The 21872-nt window shown below is 40.4% G+C and carries 21 protein-coding genes and 3 pseudogenes; 1 reads left to right on the forward strand and 23 read right to left on the reverse strand.

The genetic code is table 11. From position 1 onward, the window contains the following. Positions 1-11 precede the first annotated feature (11 nt). The 10 genes and pseudogenes from AXF23_RS13145 to AXF23_RS16635 all read right to left on the reverse strand — a co-directional run. Positions 12-548 carry an LptE family protein gene (locus tag AXF23_RS13145; protein ID WP_009012027.1) on the reverse strand — a complete coding sequence of 179 codons (537 nt, stop codon included), beginning with the start codon at positions 546-548 and terminating at the stop codon, positions 12-14. 40 nt (positions 549-588) lie between these two features. Then, the gene (locus AXF23_RS13150) at positions 589-1830 is read right to left on the reverse strand and encodes a sigma-54 interaction domain-containing protein (protein ID WP_009012026.1); all 1242 of its coding nucleotides are present in this window, start codon (positions 1828-1830) and stop codon (positions 589-591) included. A gap of 233 nt (positions 1831-2063) precedes the next feature. Beyond that, positions 2064-3065, reverse strand: a complete 1002-nt coding sequence (locus AXF23_RS13155) for a lysylphosphatidylglycerol synthase transmembrane domain-containing protein (RefSeq protein ID WP_107625607.1) — start codon at positions 3063-3065, stop codon at positions 2064-2066. Between the two features lie 41 nt (positions 3066-3106). Beyond that, a complete protein-coding gene (locus tag AXF23_RS13160) occupies positions 3107-4243 on the reverse strand; it encodes a PdxA family dehydrogenase (RefSeq protein ID WP_107625608.1) in 1137 nt (378 codons plus the stop codon). A 42-nt stretch (positions 4244-4285) separates the two neighbouring features. Next, positions 4286-5344 (reverse strand): dual-specificity RNA methyltransferase RlmN, encoded by a 1059-nt coding sequence (gene rlmN / locus AXF23_RS13165; protein ID WP_107625609.1) that lies wholly within the window; start codon positions 5342-5344, stop codon positions 4286-4288. A gap of 924 nt (positions 5345-6268) precedes the next feature. Further along, the gene (locus AXF23_RS13170; RefSeq protein ID WP_107625610.1) at positions 6269-7657 is read right to left on the reverse strand and encodes a hypothetical protein; all 1389 of its coding nucleotides are present in this window, start codon (positions 7655-7657) and stop codon (positions 6269-6271) included. A 601-nt stretch (positions 7658-8258) separates the two neighbouring features. Beyond that, positions 8259-8447 carry a hypothetical protein gene (locus AXF23_RS15870; RefSeq protein WP_146156746.1) on the reverse strand — a complete coding sequence of 63 codons (189 nt, stop codon included), beginning with the start codon at positions 8445-8447 and terminating at the stop codon, positions 8259-8261. Next, on the reverse strand, positions 8422-8805 hold the full coding sequence (locus tag AXF23_RS13175) for an SMI1/KNR4 family protein (RefSeq protein ID WP_107625611.1): 384 nt from the start codon (positions 8803-8805) through the stop codon (positions 8422-8424). The genes AXF23_RS15870 and AXF23_RS13175 overlap by 26 nt, the downstream gene beginning before the upstream one ends. 67 nt (positions 8806-8872) lie before the next feature. Further along, complete coding sequence (locus AXF23_RS16385) at positions 8873-9202, reverse strand: HNH/ENDO VII family nuclease (RefSeq protein ID WP_233251313.1); 330 nt, start codon at positions 9200-9202, stop codon at positions 8873-8875. A 90-nt stretch (positions 9203-9292) separates the two neighbouring features. Further along, positions 9293-9643 (reverse strand): annotated as a pseudogene (locus AXF23_RS16635) (RHS repeat-associated core domain-containing protein); the annotation flags it as partial. Here AXF23_RS16635 and AXF23_RS16395 point away from each other — a divergent pair. Further along, the gene (locus AXF23_RS16395) at positions 9581-9763 is read left to right on the forward strand and encodes a hypothetical protein (RefSeq protein WP_233251314.1); all 183 of its coding nucleotides are present in this window, start codon (positions 9581-9583) and stop codon (positions 9761-9763) included. The pseudogene AXF23_RS16635 and the gene AXF23_RS16395 overlap by 63 nt on opposite strands. Positions 9764-9860: 97 nt before the next feature. Here AXF23_RS16395 and AXF23_RS13185 read toward each other — a convergent pair whose 3' ends face one another. From AXF23_RS13185 to AXF23_RS13240, 13 genes and pseudogenes are all read right to left on the reverse strand, one after another. Beyond that, a complete protein-coding gene (locus AXF23_RS13185; protein WP_107625613.1) occupies positions 9861-10217 on the reverse strand; it encodes a cyclopropane-fatty-acyl-phospholipid synthase in 357 nt (118 codons plus the stop codon). Between the two features lie 11 nt (positions 10218-10228). Beyond that, positions 10229-10372 (reverse strand): hypothetical protein, encoded by a 144-nt coding sequence (locus tag AXF23_RS15990; protein ID WP_158267697.1) that lies wholly within the window; start codon positions 10370-10372, stop codon positions 10229-10231. 235 nt (positions 10373-10607) lie between these two features. Beyond that, on the reverse strand, positions 10608-11468 hold the full coding sequence (locus tag AXF23_RS13190) for an RHS repeat domain-containing protein (RefSeq protein WP_304598329.1): 861 nt from the start codon (positions 11466-11468) through the stop codon (positions 10608-10610). 762 nt (positions 11469-12230) lie between these two features. Further along, the gene (locus AXF23_RS13200) at positions 12231-13148 is read right to left on the reverse strand and encodes a hypothetical protein (protein WP_233251315.1); all 918 of its coding nucleotides are present in this window, start codon (positions 13146-13148) and stop codon (positions 12231-12233) included. A gap of 85 nt (positions 13149-13233) precedes the next feature. Next, positions 13234-13488: pseudogene (locus tag AXF23_RS16640) on the reverse strand (hypothetical protein); the annotation flags it as partial. A gap of 12 nt (positions 13489-13500) precedes the next feature. Beyond that, positions 13501-14400, reverse strand: a complete 900-nt coding sequence (locus AXF23_RS13205) for an RHS repeat domain-containing protein (protein WP_233251316.1) — start codon at positions 14398-14400, stop codon at positions 13501-13503. 317 nt (positions 14401-14717) lie between these two features. After that, on the reverse strand, positions 14718-15110 hold the full coding sequence (locus AXF23_RS15995) for a hypothetical protein (RefSeq protein ID WP_158267698.1): 393 nt from the start codon (positions 15108-15110) through the stop codon (positions 14718-14720). A 268-nt stretch (positions 15111-15378) separates the two neighbouring features. Continuing rightward, positions 15379-15870 carry an SMI1/KNR4 family protein gene (locus AXF23_RS13215; RefSeq protein ID WP_107625618.1) on the reverse strand — a complete coding sequence of 164 codons (492 nt, stop codon included), beginning with the start codon at positions 15868-15870 and terminating at the stop codon, positions 15379-15381. A gap of 4 nt (positions 15871-15874) precedes the next feature. After that, positions 15875-16921: an RHS repeat-associated core domain-containing protein gene (locus tag AXF23_RS16400; protein ID WP_146156747.1), complete on the reverse strand. Its 1047-nt coding sequence runs from the start codon at positions 16919-16921 to the stop codon at positions 15875-15877. Further along, positions 16819-19098, reverse strand: coding sequence for an RHS repeat domain-containing protein (locus AXF23_RS13225; protein ID WP_107625619.1), 2280 nt, complete (start codon positions 19096-19098; stop codon positions 16819-16821). The genes AXF23_RS16400 and AXF23_RS13225 overlap by 103 nt, the downstream gene beginning before the upstream one ends. A 48-nt stretch (positions 19099-19146) precedes the next feature. Beyond that, positions 19147-19530, reverse strand: a pseudogene (locus tag AXF23_RS13230) (phage baseplate assembly protein V); the annotation flags it as partial. Between the two features lie 51 nt (positions 19531-19581). Beyond that, positions 19582-19926 carry a DUF4280 domain-containing protein gene (locus AXF23_RS13235; RefSeq protein WP_107625621.1) on the reverse strand — a complete coding sequence of 115 codons (345 nt, stop codon included), beginning with the start codon at positions 19924-19926 and terminating at the stop codon, positions 19582-19584. Positions 19927-19981: 55 nt separating this feature from the next. Next, a complete protein-coding gene (locus AXF23_RS13240) occupies positions 19982-20512 on the reverse strand; it encodes a hypothetical protein (RefSeq protein ID WP_146156748.1) in 531 nt (176 codons plus the stop codon). Between the last annotated feature and the right edge of the window lie 1360 nt (positions 20513-21872).

Here is a 21872-nt window from a genome sequence, read left to right on the forward strand (position 1 = left end):
ATGAATTGTATTTACCAATTAGCTACGGTTGCATTAAATATTTGGTCAGTAAGATCTTTCACCATCTGTGTGACGAGTTCCTCCTGTACAGAGTTCAGACTACGTACTGTTTCATAGCTTGCTGTGGCTGTGAACTGTCGCTCAAAGTCTTCGCTATGGTTAGTATTGTTTGTGAAACGCACGTTGACGGTGATGGAAAGTTCTGTTTGTGCAGAATATCCTTCGCTTGAAACACTCTTATTACGTTGCTGGTATTGTGTGATTTCACCCTCAATCTTCATATCTCCATTTCGCTTCACTTGTTGTAAACGTGTGTGATTGGCAAAGACATCTTTCAACTGGTTGTTGAACATTGGTCCCATAGGGCCCCATACGTAGGATGAACGGATAGGGAAATCTGAAATCTGGATAGTATGTACCTTACTATAATCAATGCTTGCACCATTGAATTTATAAGATACACTGCACGCTACAAGCAAGAGCAAGCAGATAGCTGTTACACCCCATGTGAGTGGACGAATAGATATTATGTTCTTTCCTATCTTCATTGTCTTTTATGAGAGGATAATTCTTTTACGTAGTTATTGTTTAATCTTTGTCTAACCCGTATTGTCTGATGCGACGATAGAGGGTGCGGTCGCTGATACCTAACTCTAAGGCAGCTTTCTTGCGATTGCCATTGTTGCGTTCTAATGCTTTCTCCACGAGTTGCTTCCCAATATCATTTAGGTTGAGTGTCTCTGGTTCAGAGATCTCTTCAGCCTCAGCATCTTCAACTGGTTCTATCGTACGAGTAGGGGTGATAGGTTGCTTGTTAGCAGTGGCTGGGAGATTTGAGACTGTCTGTGGAGCAGGTTGGAATCCACTTGCCCCATTGAGTTGTCTACTCTCTTCCAACTGTTTACGAACATTGGTAAGGTCGCGACGTAAGTCACTTACATTTCCTCTTAACTCATAGAGTATCTTATAGAGAATCTCACGTTCGCTCTCATAACTATGCGTACCACCACTTTGTATTGGTGCAAGTTGTGTGCTATCCTGGTCACGAGGGATAAAGTGCAGCAATGTGTCAGCATCAATCTCTCGCTTCTCACTAAGGATAGACATCTGTTCGGTAATGTTCTTTAGTTGACGAACATTGCCTGGCCACTTATATTGTAACAGTATCTGTCGGGCTTCTTCGGTAAGTGTAATCTTTGGAAGATGATACTTCTCGGCCATTTGCATTGCGAAAAGACGGAATAGAAGTAGGATATCTTCGCCACGATCACGGAGTGGTGGCATTTGGATGGGAATTGTATTCAGACGATAGAACAAGTCTTCACGGAACTTTCCTTCGCTGATGGCTTTACGCATGTTTACATTGGTAGCAGCAACAATGCGTACGTCAGTCTTGCGAATTTCCTGTCCTCCGACACGAATATATTCACCTGTTTCGAGTACACGAAGTAGTCGAGCTTGCGTTGCTATTGGTAGTTCACCAACCTCATCAAGGAAGATTGTGCCTTTATTGGCTATACCGAAATAACCTTCACTCTCACCTATAGCACCAGTGAAAGAACCTTTCTCATGACCGAATAACTCGCTATCAATGGTTCCTTCTGGGATAGAACCACAGTTGATAGCAAAGTATTTCTCACGGCGACGAGGCGAATTGTCGTGTATTACACGTGGGATAATTTCCTTACCAACACCGCTCTCGCCGATAATTAGTACTGACAAATCGGTGGGTGCTACCTGTAGAGCAACATCCAATGCACGATTTAGTCCGTCACTATTACCGACAATATTATATCGTTGTTTGGTTTTCTGTAATTCTGTTGTATTCATTTAACTGACAAATTTACCTATTAAATTTGAGAAAACTGCAACTTTGGCAGACTTTAACAACTTTCTTTTTGTCTTTCTTTGCCGCCTCTGATAAAGGATAATTCAAATAGTTTAGAATTATGAACGTCAGTCGTATAACAAGTAGAAAAAAGTTCGCGAATAATTCATAAAGAGTTCGCGAACATCTTGATGATTGTTCGCGAACTTTTTTATAACTGTTTTTATATTTCAGATTACTTGTCTTGTCTTCTATTCAGTTTGATAAGTAGTAAGCCAATAGCTGTCCAAATGAGTTCACGGATACGGACGAGTAGGGCAACGAAAATACCCGCTTCGAGCGTAAGTCCTAAGCCTTTGACAGACATTAGGAAGCCTCCTTCACGACCACCTAATTGTAGAGGCATGAAAAAGAGCATGTTGGCAAAGAGAGAGGTGAAGGCAAGAATGAGAATACAGTCAAAGTAATTGACTGACGGGAGTAATACTAAAAGGATGAAGAATATCTCTAATGCACTACAAATTCGGCATGAAAACTCAAGTAGAACAACGGTAAAGAAGGTACGTGGGTTCTGGTTGTGTAATGATGCTATCTGTGTGTCAATTCTGTCGAGCTCTTCCTTATGACTGGCAATAAAGGGTTCTGCCCATCTCTTTATAAAAGGTATATGCCGTACAAGGTTCATTCCCCGAACTGCTAAACCTTTCTTATAGCCTGTGAGGAAGAACCAAATAGCAGACACGCAAAAGACAAAGACTACAGCTAACATCACACCCATTGGAAGGTTGACAGGCTGCGTGAAGATATAAAGAAAGATGGAGACAAGCCAAAACCAAAAATGACTAAAGATGTGGGTCATGGCATAAAGGACGACAGAAGAGGTTGCACGTTCAGCTCCAATCTTTGGTGTAAGTTCCATGATACGATAAGGTTCACCACCCATTAGTCCTCCTGGAGTAGCGTAGTTAAGGGCAAAGCCTGACACAGTAACCTTATAAAGCCATAGGAAAGAAACCTTCTTTCGTTCCTCTGCGCCCTGTGTCTGACTACGTATAATCGTGTACCAAGCTGCCGTATTAAAGATGTAGAGGAATGCCCAAAGTATAACTACAGCAAGGAACCAATACCCCGCATGCTGTATTTTTTGCCATGCATCAGTAAAGTCAAGGTTGTACACCATAATACAGAGTACAACCAAGCCAAAGATGAAGAAGATGTTCTGAAACTTTTTGTTCATAAGTCTTCTTTATTAATATCAGTAATAGAAAGAGGACACGCTTAGTGTGTCTCTTTCGTGTTACGGCTTTCGCCGTTATTTGGTGTGCGGTCCTCACGCTTACGTGGAATGGCAAAGCGCACCTTGTCGCTTTCATCTCTTCTTTCCTTGTAAAGCTTTGGAAGAGGATTGCGCATAGGTGCATCGTATTCTGCACGATTGCGGAAGATGTCTATAGCGAGATAGATTGCATGGCGAAAGGGTAGTTCGTCTGCAATCCCCTTACCTGCTAATGCCAGACTATTTGGTATTTCTGCAGCTGTACGAATAAGTGATAATCCCGCTGTATATATGATACCATGGCATGACGAAAGAGTACGGAAAGGAGCAAGTCCTTGTTCGTAATACATTGCTAATATACCATCAAACTGTTCTGCATCGTTGCAGCCAAAGAATGTGTCAGCAGGGTAAGGGCCGAAAGCTTGTATTCCATTTTCTACCAGTTCGTCTATAGCTGGCAAGATAATCTCTTGTTCTTCAGAGCCCAACAAACCATTGTCGCCAGCTTTGGGGTTCAAACCGAGTACGGCAATGCGTGGACAAGAAAGGCGGAAATCACGACGAAGACTCGTAAAGAGTGCACTTACATTATTAACAATACTTGCTTTTGAGATAGACTCTGCTACTTGGCGTAATGGGAGGTTACGTGTAGCGAGAGCAATACGTAGTCCGTCATTAATCAATACAGATAGTCCTTGCTCCTCTGTGTCCAAATGGTCTTCAATATATCGGCTCTGACCACTAAAGTGGAAATGTTCATTGTTATCGATAGGAGCGGTTACGAGAACATCAAATACTCCTTGACGATAGTCTTCTAAAGCCTTGTCTACAGCACGCAAACCAGCTACACCAGCTTCCTCAGAAGGTACACCTAATTCAACCTTAATCTCGTCATCGAAGACAGGGAGCAGGTTAAGCCGTCCATTCTGTGCTTCTGATGCATCTTTAATAATAGTGAAATTTGCTTCAATATTGAGTGCATTGCGATGATAGGTGGCTACTTTAGGCGAACCATAGATGATGGGCGTGCAGAGTTCCAACATCTCTGGTTCAGCAAAGGTCTTAAAGATAAGCTCATAACCAATGCCGTTCGTGTCTCCGTGTGTGATTGCTATACGGATTCTTTTATTCTCGTTCATATAATTATATCTTGTATTGTTTTGTTTTATTCAGTTTCCTTTTTATCTTTTACTTTTCTTTCCTCCTCTTTCCTCATCAATCTTCTTTGCCGTTGAGAGCAGACCGCAAGCTGCAAAGATATCCTGTCCACGACTGGCACGGATTGTTGTGAAGATACCATGTTGTGTCAGATAGTTTCTGAATCTCTCCATCCTATGGTCATCAACACCCTGCAATGGAATATTAGGGATAGGATGGAAACGAATAAGATTGATACGGCAGTCCAATCCTTTGAGTAGATGTACGATCGCTTTAGCATGTTCCTCACTATCATTGAAATCCTTGAAGACAATGTATTCAAACGACAGACGACGTTGATGTGAGAAATCGTAATTGCTGAGTAACTCGATGATACTCTCAATAGACATTCCTTTTTCTGCTGGCATCAACTCCGAACGCTGGTCGTGCAGAGGGGTGTGCATACTGATAGCAACGTGACAGTCACTTTCATCAAGGAACCGTTTGAGTTTTCCTTTGACGCCTACACTGCTCACTGTAATGCGCTTTGGTGACCATCCATAGCCGAAGTCAGCTGTCATAACCTCTGTGGTACGAAGTACGTTATCAAGATTATCCATTGGTTCGCCCTGCCCCATGAAGACGATATTCGTCAGCTTGTCACGTTCAGGGAGGGAGTAAATCTGATTGAGAATGTCTGTAGCCGAAAGACTACCTTCAAAACCCTGCTTTCCTGTCTGGCAGAAGAGACAGTTCATCTTACACCCCACTTGTGAAGAAACGCAGAGTGTGGCACGGTCTTCATCTGGTATATACACCGTTTCAACAAACTTACCATTATCAGTTGGGAAGAGATATTTGATGGTTCCGTCCTTAGAATGTTGTGCATCAATAGGTTCCTTACAGCCAATAGCATATTCTGCAGCGAGTTTCTCTCTGTTTGCTTTTGAGATGTTCGTCATCTCATCAATACTTTTCACATGCTGTGTATAGAGCCACTTGGCTATCTGTCCGCCTGTAAAAGCTGGCATTCCGAGCGACTTGGCAACCTCTTTCAGTTCGCCAAGTGTCATTCCCAACAAATACTTCTTTGCACTTTCCATTCTCGTTCTCAATGTTTTGTTGCTGCAAAGATAACGAAAAAATAGCTAATATTCGTGCTTTCCTTTCTTTTTTGAGATACTTCGATAATATGGAGTGATAAAGTCCGCTAAAGTAAGAAGGAATTTATCACGTATTATACAAGAGTTTTTTTATGGTTCTTCCGTTAAATGTGTAGATTGTTAATAGAGTGAGATTAATCCACATACATGGTAAGCTTACCTCCAATAAGATTGTTTTATAAGGGGGGAGGTAAACTATATGATAAATGTAATTAGGTGTGATGCCTATCTGTCGTCTATAACCTGCTTATTCCCTTATTAAATCATGTTTGTAAATTGTTTTCGTACAGCTCAAACCCAATACATGCTCTTTTGGCTTCTAAAAGACGCCCTTCTGGGTTGCAAAAGATGCTCTTTAAGACCCTTGCTAACGCCCTTTTGATGTCCAATCAAGCACCTTTTATTTTATACTTGGTAACTAATTGATACCCTGTTGATTGCAAACTTGCTTCATGTGTGTATTTTTGCCGTTAGTTCTAGGTGTTTTCCTTAAAATTATGTAATGATTTTTCAAACCCTTGTCTGCAGATTTTCGAAGTCTTAAAACGGAAAGATTTTCAATGAAAGAGGATGAAAATAGGATAGATAGTTGACTGTCTCAGCTATATTTTTGTTTAATGAGTAACTTTGGCTCTTACGTTAAAGCACTACGAAAAGCGTCCACACATTTAACGGAAGAACCTTTTTTATTTTATTTTCCTGTCATTTTTAACATTTATCGTAAACTCTTTATAAATCAAATACTTGTGTGTCTACGTTGGATGACAGAAATGACAGGAAAATTTGTTTTGGTAGAATCGCTTATTAATTACGATCTTTTTGGGCATAAGGTGGCACACTTATTAGGCGTGCCTCCGTCCAGCATTAAATATGACCTTCTAGATAAGACTTTTGATGAGCGAAGATTTTGTAAACATCAGTGCTGAAGAATTCTTCATGTGACTGCTTCTTTTTCTTGGAAATCTTTTTCTTTACATCATCAAAACTCCCACACCACATTTCGTTTACATAGCCTGTATCATACATTGCTTCTATTTTGGGGAGAAGTTCTGAAGCTTGTATATCTATGACGTCAGAGGTGATAATTCCTGCCAACGCACCATCGAAATATTCTTCTTCTGGTAGTTTTTCAGTTGCAAATGTGATAACCTTGTCAAACCACTCAATACATGTCTGCCTCAATTCAGGCTGGTTGAATACTATTTGCAGTATTGTCTCAGCCACATGAGATTTGCCGAAAGAATATGGTAAAGGCTCTTTCATGAAGCTGAGTAGCTTATCAAAGTCATCAGCTGTCATTATCTTGTAGAGAGTCGGAACAAAAACATGATGAGCAGTATCGCCATAATGATAATCATAGAAATCCTCTGACTGTCTTAGACTCTCCAATACGAGGTCCAGACTACTGCTGTTGTTTCCCACTTCTCCTAATAAGATAAGGGAAGAAGAAAGAATTCCATTGATATCTCCATGTTCAAAATAGGACGGAATATCGCCATCTTTTGTGATGGTTATGACATAGCGGATAATCTCTTCTAAGTCCGAACGCAGCTCTTCCTTAGGCAGAGCAAGAATCTTGCTTATTAATGGTTTTTCTAACCAATAAGCGTTTTCGGGTTTGCTTAGTTCCTCTACAAGCCATTTATTATGCAGGTTTAAGTTCTCTGCAAGTTGCTGTGATTTGTTGTCGTTTTCTGTTTCCATGTCGTATGTGGTATTTGTTTCATTGTCCGATTTAATGATAGACTCGTCGTCTTCATCGCTCTCTGCAGGTGGAAGATTGTGTCTGAAGCTATTCCCAAACTCGTACTCTATGAGAGGTATATCGTCTGTATCTTCTTCCAGCATATACTTTGTGATCATGAAGCTACTATGTGGTTTTCTTCCTTGTTCTGCGGCATATTCAATAGCACCATATATAATGTTGTGTGCTTCTTCGTAGCTACATTCTTCAAGTTCAGTTGTCTCGCTGAGCATCTCTACAGTATCGATAAAATCGTCTGCATCTACTCTTATTGCATACATAGAATCTTTTAACCCTAAGTAAAAGGTCTCAATGAGATAGCATGCATAACTAATCTTACCGCCTGTATGTTCTCTGGAAACTAAGACATAACCAACTCCAATTTCAAATAGGTTAACGGCGCAGTAGCATTTCCCTATTTTTAGGGATCTGGCTCTTGTTTTCAGGAATTTCTCTGGTGAAAGAAACTGTTGTTGTCCACCTTTCTTTTGCTTTTTCTTCTTTGCCATATTTTTTATATTTGTTTTCTGTCTTTTATAATATCTGGGGTAGCTTACAAGCAGTTCTTTGTTGTTTTAAGTTCTTAATAACAAATGAAAGCTAGTGCTACTTTACTTAATTAGGTGAGCAAAGGTAATAAAGAAAAATAGAACGACAGGATAAACGGCTCATAAAATGTGTTTTTGATGATTGATTTGTGCGAATGACGTGTTGTGAACATGGTATTAAAAGAACAGGATACAATCTTTTCATCAGTTGACACAGCCGCCTTCTCTCTTGCATAGTTGTCGTGTGGAATGGGGCAGGGGAGCTTTCTGTAAGTGTAGTAAAGATATGAGGTAAAAGAATAAAATGTAAGAAATATAGACAATGTTATTTCAACTGTGTTACCAGCTAACACAATAAAAAGTTTGTCGGCCACTTCCAATTATTATAGGTTCTTGAAGTTACATATCCAAAAATTAGGAAACTCAGAAATACTTTCGTATCTTTGCAATATCAAGAAAAACGATGGTTTATATCACCAGTGAATTAAAAGCCATACTTTATATCGAACCCAGCGTGATTTTACCAAGAGAAAGGCAGCTTCGGTTTGCCCATCAGCATTCCTCAAGCTCCTAAAGAAATGAAGCCAATGGCACAGTTCAGATGACGCACCCGGACTAAACTTAGTGGGTCGTCCTTATCCATAAATCTGTCTTCAATGTCTTTTCCCTCTTTTATCTTATTGTGATGAACAGTGACGTCTAATCCTCGTGCTTTGAACTTGCGATTACCATTCCACAAAATTCTCTTCAATAAATTCTTCAAAAGAATTTGAAAGCACCTGCTTTTCTTCTGTATCGTAGTCAAATAACACCATTTCCCCATTAGGCATAATAGCAATAGGATTTCCTGAACCATCGTCTGCAATTACAAGACTCTTATTAATCTCTGGGAAAAGATTAGCTTCATTAAAAAGTTTACGATCGTTATTTGTTAAATCAATTATAGTTTCATTCCCTATTGATGTTCCATTTATAAAAGCATGAATTGCTAATCCAGCATAAGCACCTCCAAAGTTTTGAATAAACTCTTTATAATCTTTATCCATTATAATATTAAGTTCTTTTTCTGCGCTTATGATTTGTTCATTAGTAGCAGCTTTCCCTAACATCGTGGGATTTTCTTGAAAAAAATATTCAATTTATTTATGATTTCTTGTTTCATATCCTTTTTTTTAATTAATTATAACCAATTATTTTACCTCTCGCTTTTAATTCCGTTACGGCTTGATTTTTCCAATATTCTTGCTTCCATTTATTAAATACAGCTCGTTCGCCAGGTGTTAATCCACTTCCTTTTTGCTTCCCAAATGGATGCTGGCCAGGGTTTGTATGTGGTTTATCGTGATGTTTGGCAGGCATAGCTATTAAATCTCCATTAGGATTTTGTTTATAATGATGTAATACAATTGTATTCCCTTGTTTATCCACACCAGATAATCCAAAACCTTTTCCTTTGAGAGCATTATTATTTGCATGATAGAGTGTATTTAATTGGCTATCGCTCATATGACTCAAATTTGTATATCCACTGATTTTATGAGTCTGTCCGCTACTACGTGTAAATATTAGGGGGTTGGAACTCAATCCTAATAGGTCTATCCAGCTGTTAGAATCATAAGCATATACATTTATCCCACCTGCTATAGAAATCGGCTCTTGGCTGATGTAGTTACCAATCCTCAAGTCATAATAGCGGAAGCGGTTATAATACAGTCCAGTCTCTTCGTCCTCATACTGTTCTAACTGTCGGAAAGGGACGAACAGTCTACTGCCGTGTAGGTTGCGGAGATTATCATAGATGTCATAGTCTGCCTGCCAGACGATATTACCGTTATCATCGTATGCCTGTACGGGACGGCCGATGTAGTCACTGATGATGCTGTAATGCCTGTCACCAACAATCTTGGCTGTAGGGACATAGCCGTCACTGTCGTAAACCCATGTGATGAGATTCTCAACTGGTTCTGGCCTGTCAAGTGTGACCTCACCAGCCTCGGTAACAACCGTATTCGGACGGTCAGACTCGGCATAGTCCCACTCGTGCAGGATGACATCACCATCCCATAGATATCAACTCGTTCTACAGTAATATCGTGGAGCGTTTATCTTGTATCAGTAGAGGTGCGAATAAAAAAAATAAAAGACCTAATTTATACAAATGAATTTATTCTGCTTTTTGTTCACGAAACTTTATCAATTTTTTTTCGATAAAAGTAAAGTCATTTATAGCTTTATCTTTATCTTTAGCACGATCATACTTTTCACGCCATTTTCTGATTCCGAAAGCATAGAATTTAAATCCGTCTTCTGTTAAGTCCCCAACTTTGATTTGAGAATCATCAGTGGCTTTTTCTCCCTCTTCTAATATCACCCTTGTTGTAAATCCATTATCTTGTAAAAAATGAACATAGTTTTCAAAGAAACGATATTGTCGTTCTTTATATTCTTGAGTTATTGGCTGTGGAGCCATTTTGGATTGAGTTATCCAACTAACTTGTTCAATGATTCTGTCTTGATCCATAATTTATCTAATTAATGATAGCTTACTTTTTTCGTCTCTAAGTCGACATCCAATCTTTCAGTTTCAACTTTAGAGATATCATATAACGTACCATTTTTGCCAGGTTCCTTAACATGAGTACCTCCATTCCTTCTAATATCAGCTTTCTTCACCATTTGTGCTGTTTTATCTGCTGTCGGACTTGTAACTTCATAAACACCTTTTTCCTTACCGTCTTCAACAACAACAAAATCTAATCGCCGTCTTGACCCAAAAGTTTCTCTAACACTTTTGCTTTTTATATCTCGTATATAGCGTTCTGATAATATCTCTGCATTAGCGAATTTGTTTTCTAACCAATTTTTGCGATTACTTCACGGGCATCACCTGCTACTTTAATAGCAATGGCTTCTAATCCCATGGGGCTATCCAATTATTAGTATCGTGAACATGGCTGTAAAAATTATACTCACTGTTTGCCAATCCAATTGGGTCTTGTGAGATAAATAGCCCTGTATTTGGTTCGTGATACCAAAAGCGGTTGTAATACAGCCCTGTCTCCTCATCCTCATACTGTCCTAACTGGTGGAAAGGAATGAACAGCCTGCTGCCGTGTAGGTTACGGACGTTACCATAGATGTTATAGTCTGCCTGCCAGACGACATTACCTTTATCATCGTATACCTGGACGGGACGACCGATGTAGTCGCCGATGATACTGTAATGCCTGTCACCAACTATCTTGGCTGTAGGGACATAGCTGTCACTATCGTAAACCCACGAGATGAGATTCTCAACTGGTTCTGGCCTGTCAAGTGTGACCTCGCTAGTCTCGGTAACAATCGTGTTCGGACGGTCAGCTTCGGCATAGTCCCACTCGTGCAGGATGACATCACCATCCCAGAGGTAGCGGTAAACACAGCCGTCAAAGACCTTCTCAATGCGTCTGCTTAAAGCGTCATACCTGAACGTAACGGTCTTTTCGTCAGGTCGTGTTACACTCCTAAGCATACCATTACCCTGCCACGTATAGGCATAGTCACCGCTCTGCCATGCAAGGAACTCATCCCGTACCTCTGCATTACGCGATGGTTCCATCCTACGCATGGTCTTCAGCACAAGGTTGCCATGGCAATCATAATAATACTGCCACTTCCTATTCTCACGCAGCTGTCCACCACGACCATAACTCCTGTCCGTTCGGTCAGGGCTATCGTACACGTTACCCATCAGGTCCGGGTTGCGCCACTGACGGCTGCCGTCACCAAACACTGCCCCTGACAGAGAACCGAAGGTATCATAATCGTAACGAATATTCCTGCCGTTTATTGTGTCAAACTTTCGTAGAAGGCGAAGATTATCACCCCAGATAATAAATACGATGTTTACCCATTACCATGTCTTTCCATTCTCTACGAACAACTTATCTCTATACTAACCGATACTTGTAAACTATTTTCGTACGACTTAAAACCGATATATGCTCTTCTGGCTTTGAGAAGACGCCTAACTAACTTGTAGAAGATGCTCTTTTGAGGTTCTACTAATGCTCTTTTGTATCCTTACTAGGCACCTTTATATTACGATTTCGTAGCCGATTGATTTACTGCATGATACAACCTTGCCTTTTACACGCATTATAATCTTTATTTGTATATGTTTTATCTGAAATTATGTGATGATTTTTCAATACTATATCTACAATTTTTCGGAGCGTTAACATGAAAAGCTCTTTTGTGTCAGAGGATAAATAAAATAGACAGCCAATACCGTCTTGGCTATCTATTTGTTGAACGCATAACTTCTGTTCTTCCCTTAAAGCTATACGAAAAGTGCCCATGTGGTGTAACGGAAGCACCCTAAATAGTTCTTTCGGTTCTCCCCAGCAATAACTACGTAATAGCATTGTTCTATGTTCTAATCTATATACATTATTTAAGTAAAGAATAGCGTCACAGAAATAACAAAATCGAAATGGCACAATACGATTATATTCATATTTTCCATATATCGTGTATTTATGCCCTAATGGCACTAAATGATAAACTGTGTATCACTGCCGTGCTTTTCCTTTATCAGTTCTGTTACTTCCTCTATTGTATACTTCCGTCGATTCTGAATCGTAAGGAAAACCATCTGAAATATTACATCCATTTCCTTATTGTAGCCAGTTGGAATCTTCGGAGCTTTCGCCATATTAGTGGAAAACAACTCGTTTTTGATTTGGGGTACATCCAGTCCCAAGTGTCTGCGCACCTTTTGTAAACTAATCAGCTCCATCGGAATCATGCCAGAATGCAGGAACTCCTCATTCTCCCACTTCTCACCACGCTGCAATCCTATCCCCTTCAGATGGTACTCACACAATTCATCCCAATAGCTGTTTTCTATCTGGGAAAGATCTTCCCAATTGTCGATAATCCGCTGATAAATACCGTAACCGCTACCATAGTTCAGAATAAGGTCTTTCACAGGACTGTACCCAAGCCACTTCTCTAAAAGGAAATGAACCAGCTGTGTACTCGCATAAATCTTTTGTTTTCTGAAATACTTATCTGACAAATTCTTCTCATTTGTCAAAATAGATAACAAATAGTCAAATAATTGTTCTATCAAGTCTTTCCGTTCGACATATAGAGCGTATTCGAGAGGTCCTCTGATATTCTCAACCCAGTCACCATTACTATGACCGTATGTCCAGAACACCGCTGTTCTTTCAAAATATTTCCAGCAGTCTTCACTCCCTTGAAACAGAAGATTCTTTGCCTTAATATGTGTACTGTCTGGGAGTCCATATAAACTCAATCTTACAGTTCTTATATTCTTACGCAAATCCTCTTTTTGAGTATAAAGATCGTACATATACAAAAATGTCTTTACGCTTTCCTCCAAATCTATAAGCTCGGCATATTTATAATGCTTGATAGCCTTATCTATCCATTTCTTCATCATTTACATCGTAGTCTAATAGAACGTTTTTCAATATTTATCTGAAAAAGCTTGTTGTTAAGTTTTCTATTATCTTGAGCTTTTCTTATTATTGTAAGCAAATTGTCTTGATATTTGGGTTTGCTAGCCCACATACCATTGGTGTTACCGTTATCTTTTCAATATTCTTCCTTGTCCAACCACCCATATTGCTCTTACTTCTCCACTTGTTCCCACTGGTCTTCACCTCAATTACATTTATATAGCCATCGGCTGTCTTGGTAACAAGATCAAAACCATGACCAGAAGCATTCTGTATTGACCCAAGGATAGTATGTCCCTCCTTCTTCAGATATTTGGCTGCGACCTTCTCTCCCTATTTTCCCATTGGCATATCTCCTACCATCTGTGTTGTGAGACCAAGCACGTCAACTCCAAGATTCGAGTCACTGACAAATGCATACAGCGTAGGATTATTTCCTCCTAACCTTATCGGATCCTGGCTGATGTAATTACCTAGCCTTGAGGCATAATAGCGGAAGCGGTTGTAATAGAGGTGCGTCTCATCGTCCTCATACTGTCCTAACTGGCGGAAAGGAATGAACTGCCTGCTGCCGTTAAGGTTGCGGAGATTACCATAGATGTCATAGTCTGCCTGCCAGACGATATAACCATTATCATCGTATGCCTGGACGGGACGGCCGATGTAGTCACTGATGATGCTGTAATGCTTGTCATCAACAAGCTTGGCAGTAGGGACATAGCTGTCACTGTCGTAAACCCACGTGATGAGGTTCTCAACTGGTTCTGGCCTATCGAGTGTGACCTCACCAGTCTCGGTAACAACCGTGTTCGGACGGTCAGCCTCGGCATAGTCCCACTCGTGCAGGATGACATCACCATCCCAAAGGTAGCGATATACTCGTCCGTCAAAGACCTTCTCAATGCGTCTGCCTAAAGCATCATACCTGAACGTTACGGTTTTGCCGTCAGGGCGTGTTACACTCCTAAGCATACCATTGCCCTGCCACGTATAGGCATAGTCACCACTCTGCCAAGCAAGGAACTCATCCCGCATTCCAGTTTCAAGGGATGGTCCCGACCTGCGCATGGTCTTCAGAACAAGGTTGCCATGGCTGTCATAATAATACCGCCACTTCTTGTCCTCACGCAGCTGTCCACCACGACCATAACTCCTGTCCGTACGGTCGGGACTATCATACACGTTACCCATTGCATCCGGATTACGCCACTGACGACTACCGTCACCATACACAGCCCCTGACAGAGAGCCGAAGGCGTCATAGTCGTAACGGACACTTCTGCGGTTTATTGTGTCAAGCGTCTGCAGAAGACGAAGATTGTCACCCCAGATAATAAATACTATGTCTACCCATTACCATATCTTTCAGTCTTCTACAAACAACTTATCCCTATAGTAACCGATACCTGTAAACTATTTTAATGCGACTCAAAATCGATATATGCTCTCTTGGCTTTGAAAAGACGCCTGATTGACTTGCAATAGGTGCCCTTTTGAAGGCTAACTAACGCCCTTTTGAACCCTTACTAAGCACCTTTTCTTGTACGACTTCATAACCAATTGATTTTCTGTTGGTTGCAAACTTGCTTTTTATACGTGTTTTTCCACTTTACTTTAGACGTTTTATTCGAAATTATGTCATGACTTTTCAAAGTCTTATCTCCAAATTTTCGATGTATTAAAATGGTAAGGTGTTCTGTGTCGGAGGATAAATAAAACAGACAGCCAAGACTGTCTTGGCTATCTGTTTGTTTAACGCATAACTTTGGTTCTTCCTTTAAAACTATACGAAAAGTGTCTACGCATTTAACGGAAGAACCAAAAATAGCGTTTACAGTCTTTGCAGAACCAACGCTGATAATCCTTCTCCTTACCCTTTTTAATGGTGCGATGAGAACCGCAATAAAAGCAGTTTTTTTGTCATCGAAAAGTTTTTTATCCAAAGCTATAGTAAATAAAGGGATTACAAAAGATTTTAGGTTTCTTTTTTCATATAAGCCCAATTATCTTATTCATATTTACCAAGAGTTTGTTTCTTTAGCCCAAATCTCATTAAACTAGTAAAAAACAATTTCATATGATTTCTAATGACTGCCATTAGAAAATGATATTTGGGAATGGATCTTGTTTGATAACTTACATCATCAACCACAAATAAATCATTCCTAATGAAATTTGGGCTTAAATATGATTGATTGCATAAGATTAATATCACGAGAGATTATCATATGCATCCCCTATATACTCAAAATTGTCTTGCAACCAATAGTAATAACCACCTTTGCCTTTAAATAGCTGTTCTAATAATTCTGTAAAAGAATTAGCTATGATAGGCTGTTCTCCTACAACACCATACCTATCCCAAAAGCTATCATAACATTTACCCAAACGTTCCTTAAACAGGTCTATTGTTATAAATTGTGGATTGTCATCTGCTATAATAAACCAATTATTACTAATATCATCAGGAACCTCTTCTCCAATTATGACAGGATTAGCTTTTTTAAAATCTTCTATTCCGACTATTTTCACAGAATACTCTGAATTCTTCCAAAAAATAATCGAGTTATAATTCTCAAGATAATATCTTAAGTCATCAGGCAAAAGATATCCTACATCAACATTTACATGATGTTCTCTCTTCAATAATAAACAGTCCTTTGACTCTGAAATAGCCTTGAGGATTCTTTGAACTCTTTCCATAATTTTATTTACACATTGTATATATATATTTATTAAACTCCTTATAATATTCATCTCTTGCATACTGTGGAACACCAGCAGCATCAAACATGTCTTCTGATAATTTAAATATCTCATGTGGATAGATTTCTTCCCAAGCTACTTTACCTCCAACAGGTTTACCAGTTTTCTCTTTCAGCCATTCTCTATAAACTTGCTTCGTAGAATCATGCTGTCCTTTTGTTAATGCAATAGTTGGATTATGGCTAGCTCTACTTTTATAGCCCTCAATATTTTTTGCTGCCCAAACATCTAAAATACCATGATGATTTTCTAAAGGGGAACTTGATGGTTTATATGTTACAATATCAAATGGACTTGTTGGGCTTAACCCAAATGTATCCACTTGAGTATTATTATATGAATAAGAGTAGAGGTTAAACTCACCACTTGAGAGTCTTATCGGGTCCTGGCTGATATAATTACCAATCCTCGGGTCATAATAGCGGAAGCGGTTGTAATACAGCCCTGTCTCCTCATCCTCATACTGACCTAATTGGCGGAAAGGAATGAACCGCCTGCTGCCGTGAAGGTTGCGGACGTTACCGTAGATGTCATAGTCTGCCTGCCAGACGATATTACCATTATCATCGTATGCCTGGACGGGACGGCCGATGTAGTCGCTGATGATGCTGTAATGCCTGTCGCCGACAATCTTGGCTGTAGGGACATAGCTGTCACTGTCGTAAACCCATGTGATGAGGTTCTCAACTGGTTCTGGCCTGTCAAGTGTGACCTCACCAGCCTCGGTAACAATCGTATTCGGGCGGTCAGCCTCAGCATAGTCCCACTCGTGCAGAATGACATCACCATCCCAGAGGTAGCGATATACTCGTCCGTCAAAGACTTTCTCAATACGTCTGCCCAAAGCGTCATACCTGAAGGTAACGGTCTTGCCGTCAGGCCGTATTACACTCCTAAGCATACCATTGCCCTGCCACGTATAGGCATAGTCACCGCTCTGCCATTGAAGGAACTCATCCCGTGCCTTCGCATTATGCGATGGTTCCATCCTGTGCGCATGGTCTTCAGCACAAGATTGCCCTGGCTGTCATAATAATACCGCCACTTCTTGTCCTCACGTAGCTGTCCACCACGACCATAGTTCCTGTCCGTACGGTCAGGGCTATCGTACACATTACCCATCAGGTCCGAGTTGCGCCACTGACGACTTCCGTCACCATACACAGCCCCTGACAGAGAACCGAAGGCATCATAGTCGTAACGGACACTTCTACCGTTTATTGTGTCAAACGTTCGTAAAAGACGAAGATTATCACCCCAAGTATATGACTTGTCAAGCAGCGTCCGGCCATTGTGACGGACACGCTGATGTGCCGGACGGCCAATGCTGTCATAGTGCATCGTATTCTCTACACAGCCAGGCATCATACGTGATGTTTCACGCCCGAGTCGGTCGTATGCTATATCCGCCTCCCAAGGCTTCTTCCGCCCTGACATGCCAGCTGATATGTGGTTGACAGAGCCTTTTGCATCATATCCGTAGGTAATACTTCCTCCTAATGCACTTACTATATGCGACAGTCGAGAGCGCTCATCATACTTATGCTCCACTGTACGCCCGTCTTGGGTTTCCTTTACGACTTGCCCCAAGGCGTTACGCACGAACTCCGTCACGCTGTCCCTGTTGTACGCTTTGGTGAGCCGTCCTACCTTATCGTACTCCCAAGCCTCCCAACTACCGTCGGTATACTTGTTAAAAGTAAGTCGTCCAGCCTGGTCATGCTGATGATGCACAGCTGTACCATCAGGCAGCTGCGTTGTGATCACCGTGCCGTCAAGGTCACGGATATAGTGGCGTTCTAATCCATCGAAGCCCCTTTCACAAATCACCTCACCATTAAGGTCACGTTCAAAGAAGTAACGTTCGCCATGTTCGTTCTCGACAAACTTCAGCTGGTCATAGGAATCATACTCGTAGTTCAGTGCACTGACCATGCGCATACTGCTCGTCCGTCGTGTCTGACGGCGCAAGTTACCCATAGGAGTGTACTCCATAGTCCACACCTCATTGCCACTGGTAACTTCAATGGGCAGGTCGTAGGCATCGTAGGAGATGTGCATCACACTTTGTCCAGGAGCCGCATAGCGAGTAACACGGCCAAGTCGGTCACGCTGCCACTCTGTACTGTTTCCATCAGCATGCTTGTGCTTCAGTGGACGGCCATAGTCATCATAAGCGAATGTTTCACAAACACCATGCCCATCTGTAACACTTGAGATTAATCCTAAAGTGTCATATTGTAGAACAGCACGTAGTTCTCCACCATACTCAATAGCAAAAGGCTGTTGCTTACCCTTTTCATAAGTATAGGTCACAACTGTGCCATCCGCTTCCTTATGTTTCAGCAACAATGCTGTCTCTGTATCATAGACCCATTCTTCTCTATTACCTGCCGCATCTGTACGTGCCACCATACGATTATGGTCATCATACTCATAAACAGTCTCAGCTCCGTCAGCAGCCGTCAATCTTATAAGGTTACCACGGTCATCATAATCATATCCTACGACCTTACCCTCTGGTGTACCTACCAATGTTCGCTCATGCCAAGAATTATAACCATACCAGGTCTCACCACCCATGGCATCCACCTTCTTATATACAAGGTTGTTTCCGTCATAATAATACTGTTCCGTAGCTCCTGTAGCAGAGTATCTTACTTCATTATATCCGTCATGGTAAGAGATATAACCCTCCTGTACGCCACCTTCACCAGTAGTATGGATAACACGTCCTTCAGCGTCATACTCCCATGTATACGTCATATTGTTGCGGTTACGACGTAGAACGACTCTATTGGCACCATCATATTCAAACTCAATACTCTTACCAAATCGATCACGTACACGTATGAGATTACTCCTTTCATCATAGTCGTATACCACCAATTGGTCTATGACATCGCCATGTTTATACATTGCTGAGCGGATAAGACCTCGTTCCTCATCCTGTCCAAAGATTATAAGACGTCCAAGGTGATCTTCTATAGTAGAAAGCAAGTGCTTACGCCCACTATAATCTAACAATAGGAAACCACCACCCACATAGTCTATCCTTTCTGCAAGATATACCGTGCCGTACTCCTCGTCAGGAAAAGCACGATAGGTACGCGTTTCAGTCTCTGTCCTTACAACCCACTTGGACTTGCCTGTTGAATCCGCCAAGAGCTTATAAACATTAAAAAGCCATATCTACGCATTTAACGGAAGAACCTCTTTTATTTCAAGTGACCTATTATCATCGTTGAGGATGACGGAAATGCCACTACGTGTCTTAAGACTTTTAATACTATTATTTGAACCTCCGCCACCACCTATCGTACCATTAAACAGGCTACCCATGACGTAGGGACGGGCGGGGTCGCCATGGCGGAAGCCGAGGAGGACTTGGTCGCCTACCTCTGGGATAAACACAAAACCACGGTTGCTCTTTACGTCTTTGCTGCCGCCACCATCCGGCGTCATCACACGCACCCAACTTGTTCGCATGTTGTCGGTTTGCCAATTCATGCGCACCTGCACACGACCTGCTCCATGTGGGTCGGCATTGCTTGGCACCGTTGCCATCTGTGTTTCAGCCAGAGGCATACGCAGTCTATCGGTATAAAGACATCTACAACGCATCATAAAGGTAGAGCATGAGTACTTTTATTCACTTTCAACAAAAGTATTATTTCCTGTGTCTACAAACGATATTCTTCCTCCTTTAGCACACATACAGAATGACTGCTCCGTCAGCTTTTTCATCCCATTGATACTGTCTTTCTGTGTTGTTTGCTGCCATCCTTGTGGCTGGGGAAGACAAGGAGGATTCGAGGTGCTACATTTGCAAACTCCAAAACTGGAGATATTATCTAAACCACTTTTATCCTCCTCCGTAGCTACCAATGCTCCCGAAATACTTCGGAAACTTTGACTAAGAACCGTCAACTTAGCTTGCCCAGTCCCTAAAGTACAACACATTGAAGCACCATCAGTTACAACTTTCACCATTCTACTTTATTATAGGATTTGTACCTAGCATATTACATAGACTATGGTTTAATCTCTACTTTTGAGCTTTAAACTCCTTTTCTTTTATCACTTTTCTCGTACTGATGTCTATTATAACATTCTTAAATACATCTTTCTTGCTTTGCCAGCAAATATCATATACTGGGATACTAGTCGTATCAAGATAACGATGTACAATCGTGTGCTTGTCAAAAAAATCAACATGATATTCTTTCTCCATAAATAAGCGTACTTCATTCCAAGGATAATTCCTGAAAGGCTCATCCTTATCAATCTCTCTTATCAACTTTCCATCTTCATTATACTCACTCCAGACGCCTATAGAAAAACCATGGTTCTTATAACAAAACCCCCTCACATTGAGTTTGCCACTTGAGAAAAATCTACGATACTCCTCGATAAGTTCCCCATCCTTTAGTTTTCTTTCATAATAATAGTAAACATTATTATCACTCATATACCTTTGCAGAACTTGCCATTGTCCTGTTCTATACATATAATCATTATTGTAACCTCTGTTCATTTGGAACAGAAGTGTATCAAATTCTTCACTTGTTGTTTCCATTTGTTTTCCTATTCTAGTTTGGATGTTACAACTATTATTAGGCGCACTGCAACTGTAAATGCCTATCAATATTATCGATAATATAATAAGCCTTTTCATTTGTTTTTTGATTCATTAATTATTTCATCTACTGTCTGTAATTCTCTATGCAACATATCCCATTGAAATTGCCAAGTAGAAATGACAGGAATTCCTTTCATGTCAGAGTAATCCATAATATTATCTGTTTTGTATTGTTTAAAAACATATTTATTCAAGCTATTAAATGAATGATGTAAACCTAATGCGTGGAAAAGTTCATGTACCATTGTACTATCATATAGTCCCAGCTTCAAGACTATGACTTCTTTAGCAGGAATGTTACGTGTCTGTCCACATAAACCAATTTCTTCAGAAAGTTCATCAAAAAGGAATATTTTATGAAAATCCATATACTTTAAGGTATCCTCATTGTTGTTCATTATGGTTGTCAGATAATCAAAAATAAGACCATTATCTATTGTGTCTTGTTTAATTTTTCCATTTGAAGTGAATGTTGTAAAACCTTTCTTGTTCTTATCAGTTGTCAGGTCTAATTCGCATTCTTTAATTTCTGTTTCTATATAGCATTGGGCAAAATATTTTTCCAATTTTGTTTTATAATCAGGATTTTGTATAGGCTGTGTGGGCTCTTCGTCAGGATTTTCCCGTATCTTGCATTTGACCCTTACTAGTATAACTTTAAGTACATAGCGATGTTTTTTATCATTAGCTTTTATAATTAATTTACCTGCTAATGATTTCTCCTCTTTTTCATCATAGGCATAAATGCTTATTTGCTTATCTTCCGAGAACTCTTGTTTACATAATATTTCCAATTTATCCCCTTCTTTATGTTTTCCTTTCTTATAATTCTTAACCGTGTCCGTACTCAAAGAAAACAAACTTTCATCATACTCATATTTTAGTGTCTTAGGTGTTTCGAAAACATCTATATTCAAAACTAGTTTAGCAGATCTACCTTGCATTAGAGTCATCACTGGAACGACATAAAGATTTTTACTTTTCTTCTTCCAAGGTATGATATACTGTTGCTTGTATTCTGTCAGAAACTGAATATATTTATTGGTTTCTTGTTTGAAATTATAACCATTTCCCTCACAAGTACCGATTATCTTGTCGTATCGGTTTGCTCTTTTATCTCCAATCCTACTTGAGTCTGCAATACGCACCCAGTCAAAGCCGAACTCGCCGCTATAACTTTCTGATGTCCTGAACTGTACGCATACCTTTGTTCCTATTTCCTCTTTTACTGTTTCATATTCTTTGGCTGTATTCAGTTCGTGCATACCCTGCTCTCCACGCATCTCCATCGTACCTT

It is taken from the genome of Prevotella sp. oral taxon 313 (genome assembly GCF_003043935.1).
Taxonomy (GTDB): Bacteria; Bacteroidota; Bacteroidia; order Bacteroidales; family Bacteroidaceae; genus Prevotella; species Prevotella jejuni.

Coding starts and splice junctions, on each gene's coding strand:
- AXF23_RS13145 (WP_009012027.1), bottom strand. CDS start 548: ATGAAGATAGGAAAGAACATAATATCTATTCGTCCACTCACATGGGGT.
- AXF23_RS13150 (WP_009012026.1), bottom strand. CDS start 1,830: ATGAATACAACAGAATTACAGAAAACCAAACAACGATATAATATTGTC.
- AXF23_RS13155 (WP_107625607.1), bottom strand. CDS start 3,065: ATGAACAAAAAGTTTCAGAACATCTTCTTCATCTTTGGCTTGGTTGTA.
- AXF23_RS13160 (WP_107625608.1), bottom strand. CDS start 4,243: ATGAACGAGAATAAAAGAATCCGTATAGCAATCACACACGGAGACACG.
- rlmN (WP_107625609.1), bottom strand. CDS start 5,344: ATGGAAAGTGCAAAGAAGTATTTGTTGGGAATGACACTTGGCGAACTG.
- AXF23_RS13170 (WP_107625610.1), bottom strand. CDS start 7,657: ATGGCAAAGAAGAAAAAGCAAAAGAAAGGTGGACAACAACAGTTTCTT.
- AXF23_RS13175 (WP_107625611.1), bottom strand. CDS start 8,805: ATGTTAGGGAAAGCTGCTACTAATGAACAAATCATAAGCGCAGAAAAA.
- AXF23_RS16385 (WP_233251313.1), bottom strand. CDS start 9,202: ATGAGCGATAGCCAATTAAATACACTCTATCATGCAAATAATAATGCT.
- AXF23_RS16395 (WP_233251314.1), top strand. CDS start 9,581: ATGCCTGTCACCAACAATCTTGGCTGTAGGGACATAGCCGTCACTGTC.
- AXF23_RS13185 (WP_107625613.1), bottom strand. CDS start 10,217: ATGGATCAAGACAGAATCATTGAACAAGTTAGTTGGATAACTCAATCC.
- AXF23_RS15990 (WP_158267697.1), bottom strand. CDS start 10,372: ATGGTGAAGAAAGCTGATATTAGAAGGAATGGAGGTACTCATGTTAAG.
- AXF23_RS13200 (WP_233251315.1), bottom strand. CDS start 13,148: ATGATGAAGAAATGGATAGATAAGGCTATCAAGCATTATAAATATGCC.
- AXF23_RS13215 (WP_107625618.1), bottom strand. CDS start 15,870: ATGGAAAGAGTTCAAAGAATCCTCAAGGCTATTTCAGAGTCAAAGGAC.
- AXF23_RS16400 (WP_146156747.1), bottom strand. CDS start 16,921: ATGGAACCATCGCATAATGCGAAGGCACGGGATGAGTTCCTTCAATGG.
- AXF23_RS13235 (WP_107625621.1), bottom strand. CDS start 19,926: ATGGTGAAAGTTGTAACTGATGGTGCTTCAATGTGTTGTACTTTAGGG.
- AXF23_RS13240 (WP_146156748.1), bottom strand. CDS start 20,512: ATGGAAACAACAAGTGAAGAATTTGATACACTTCTGTTCCAAATGAAC.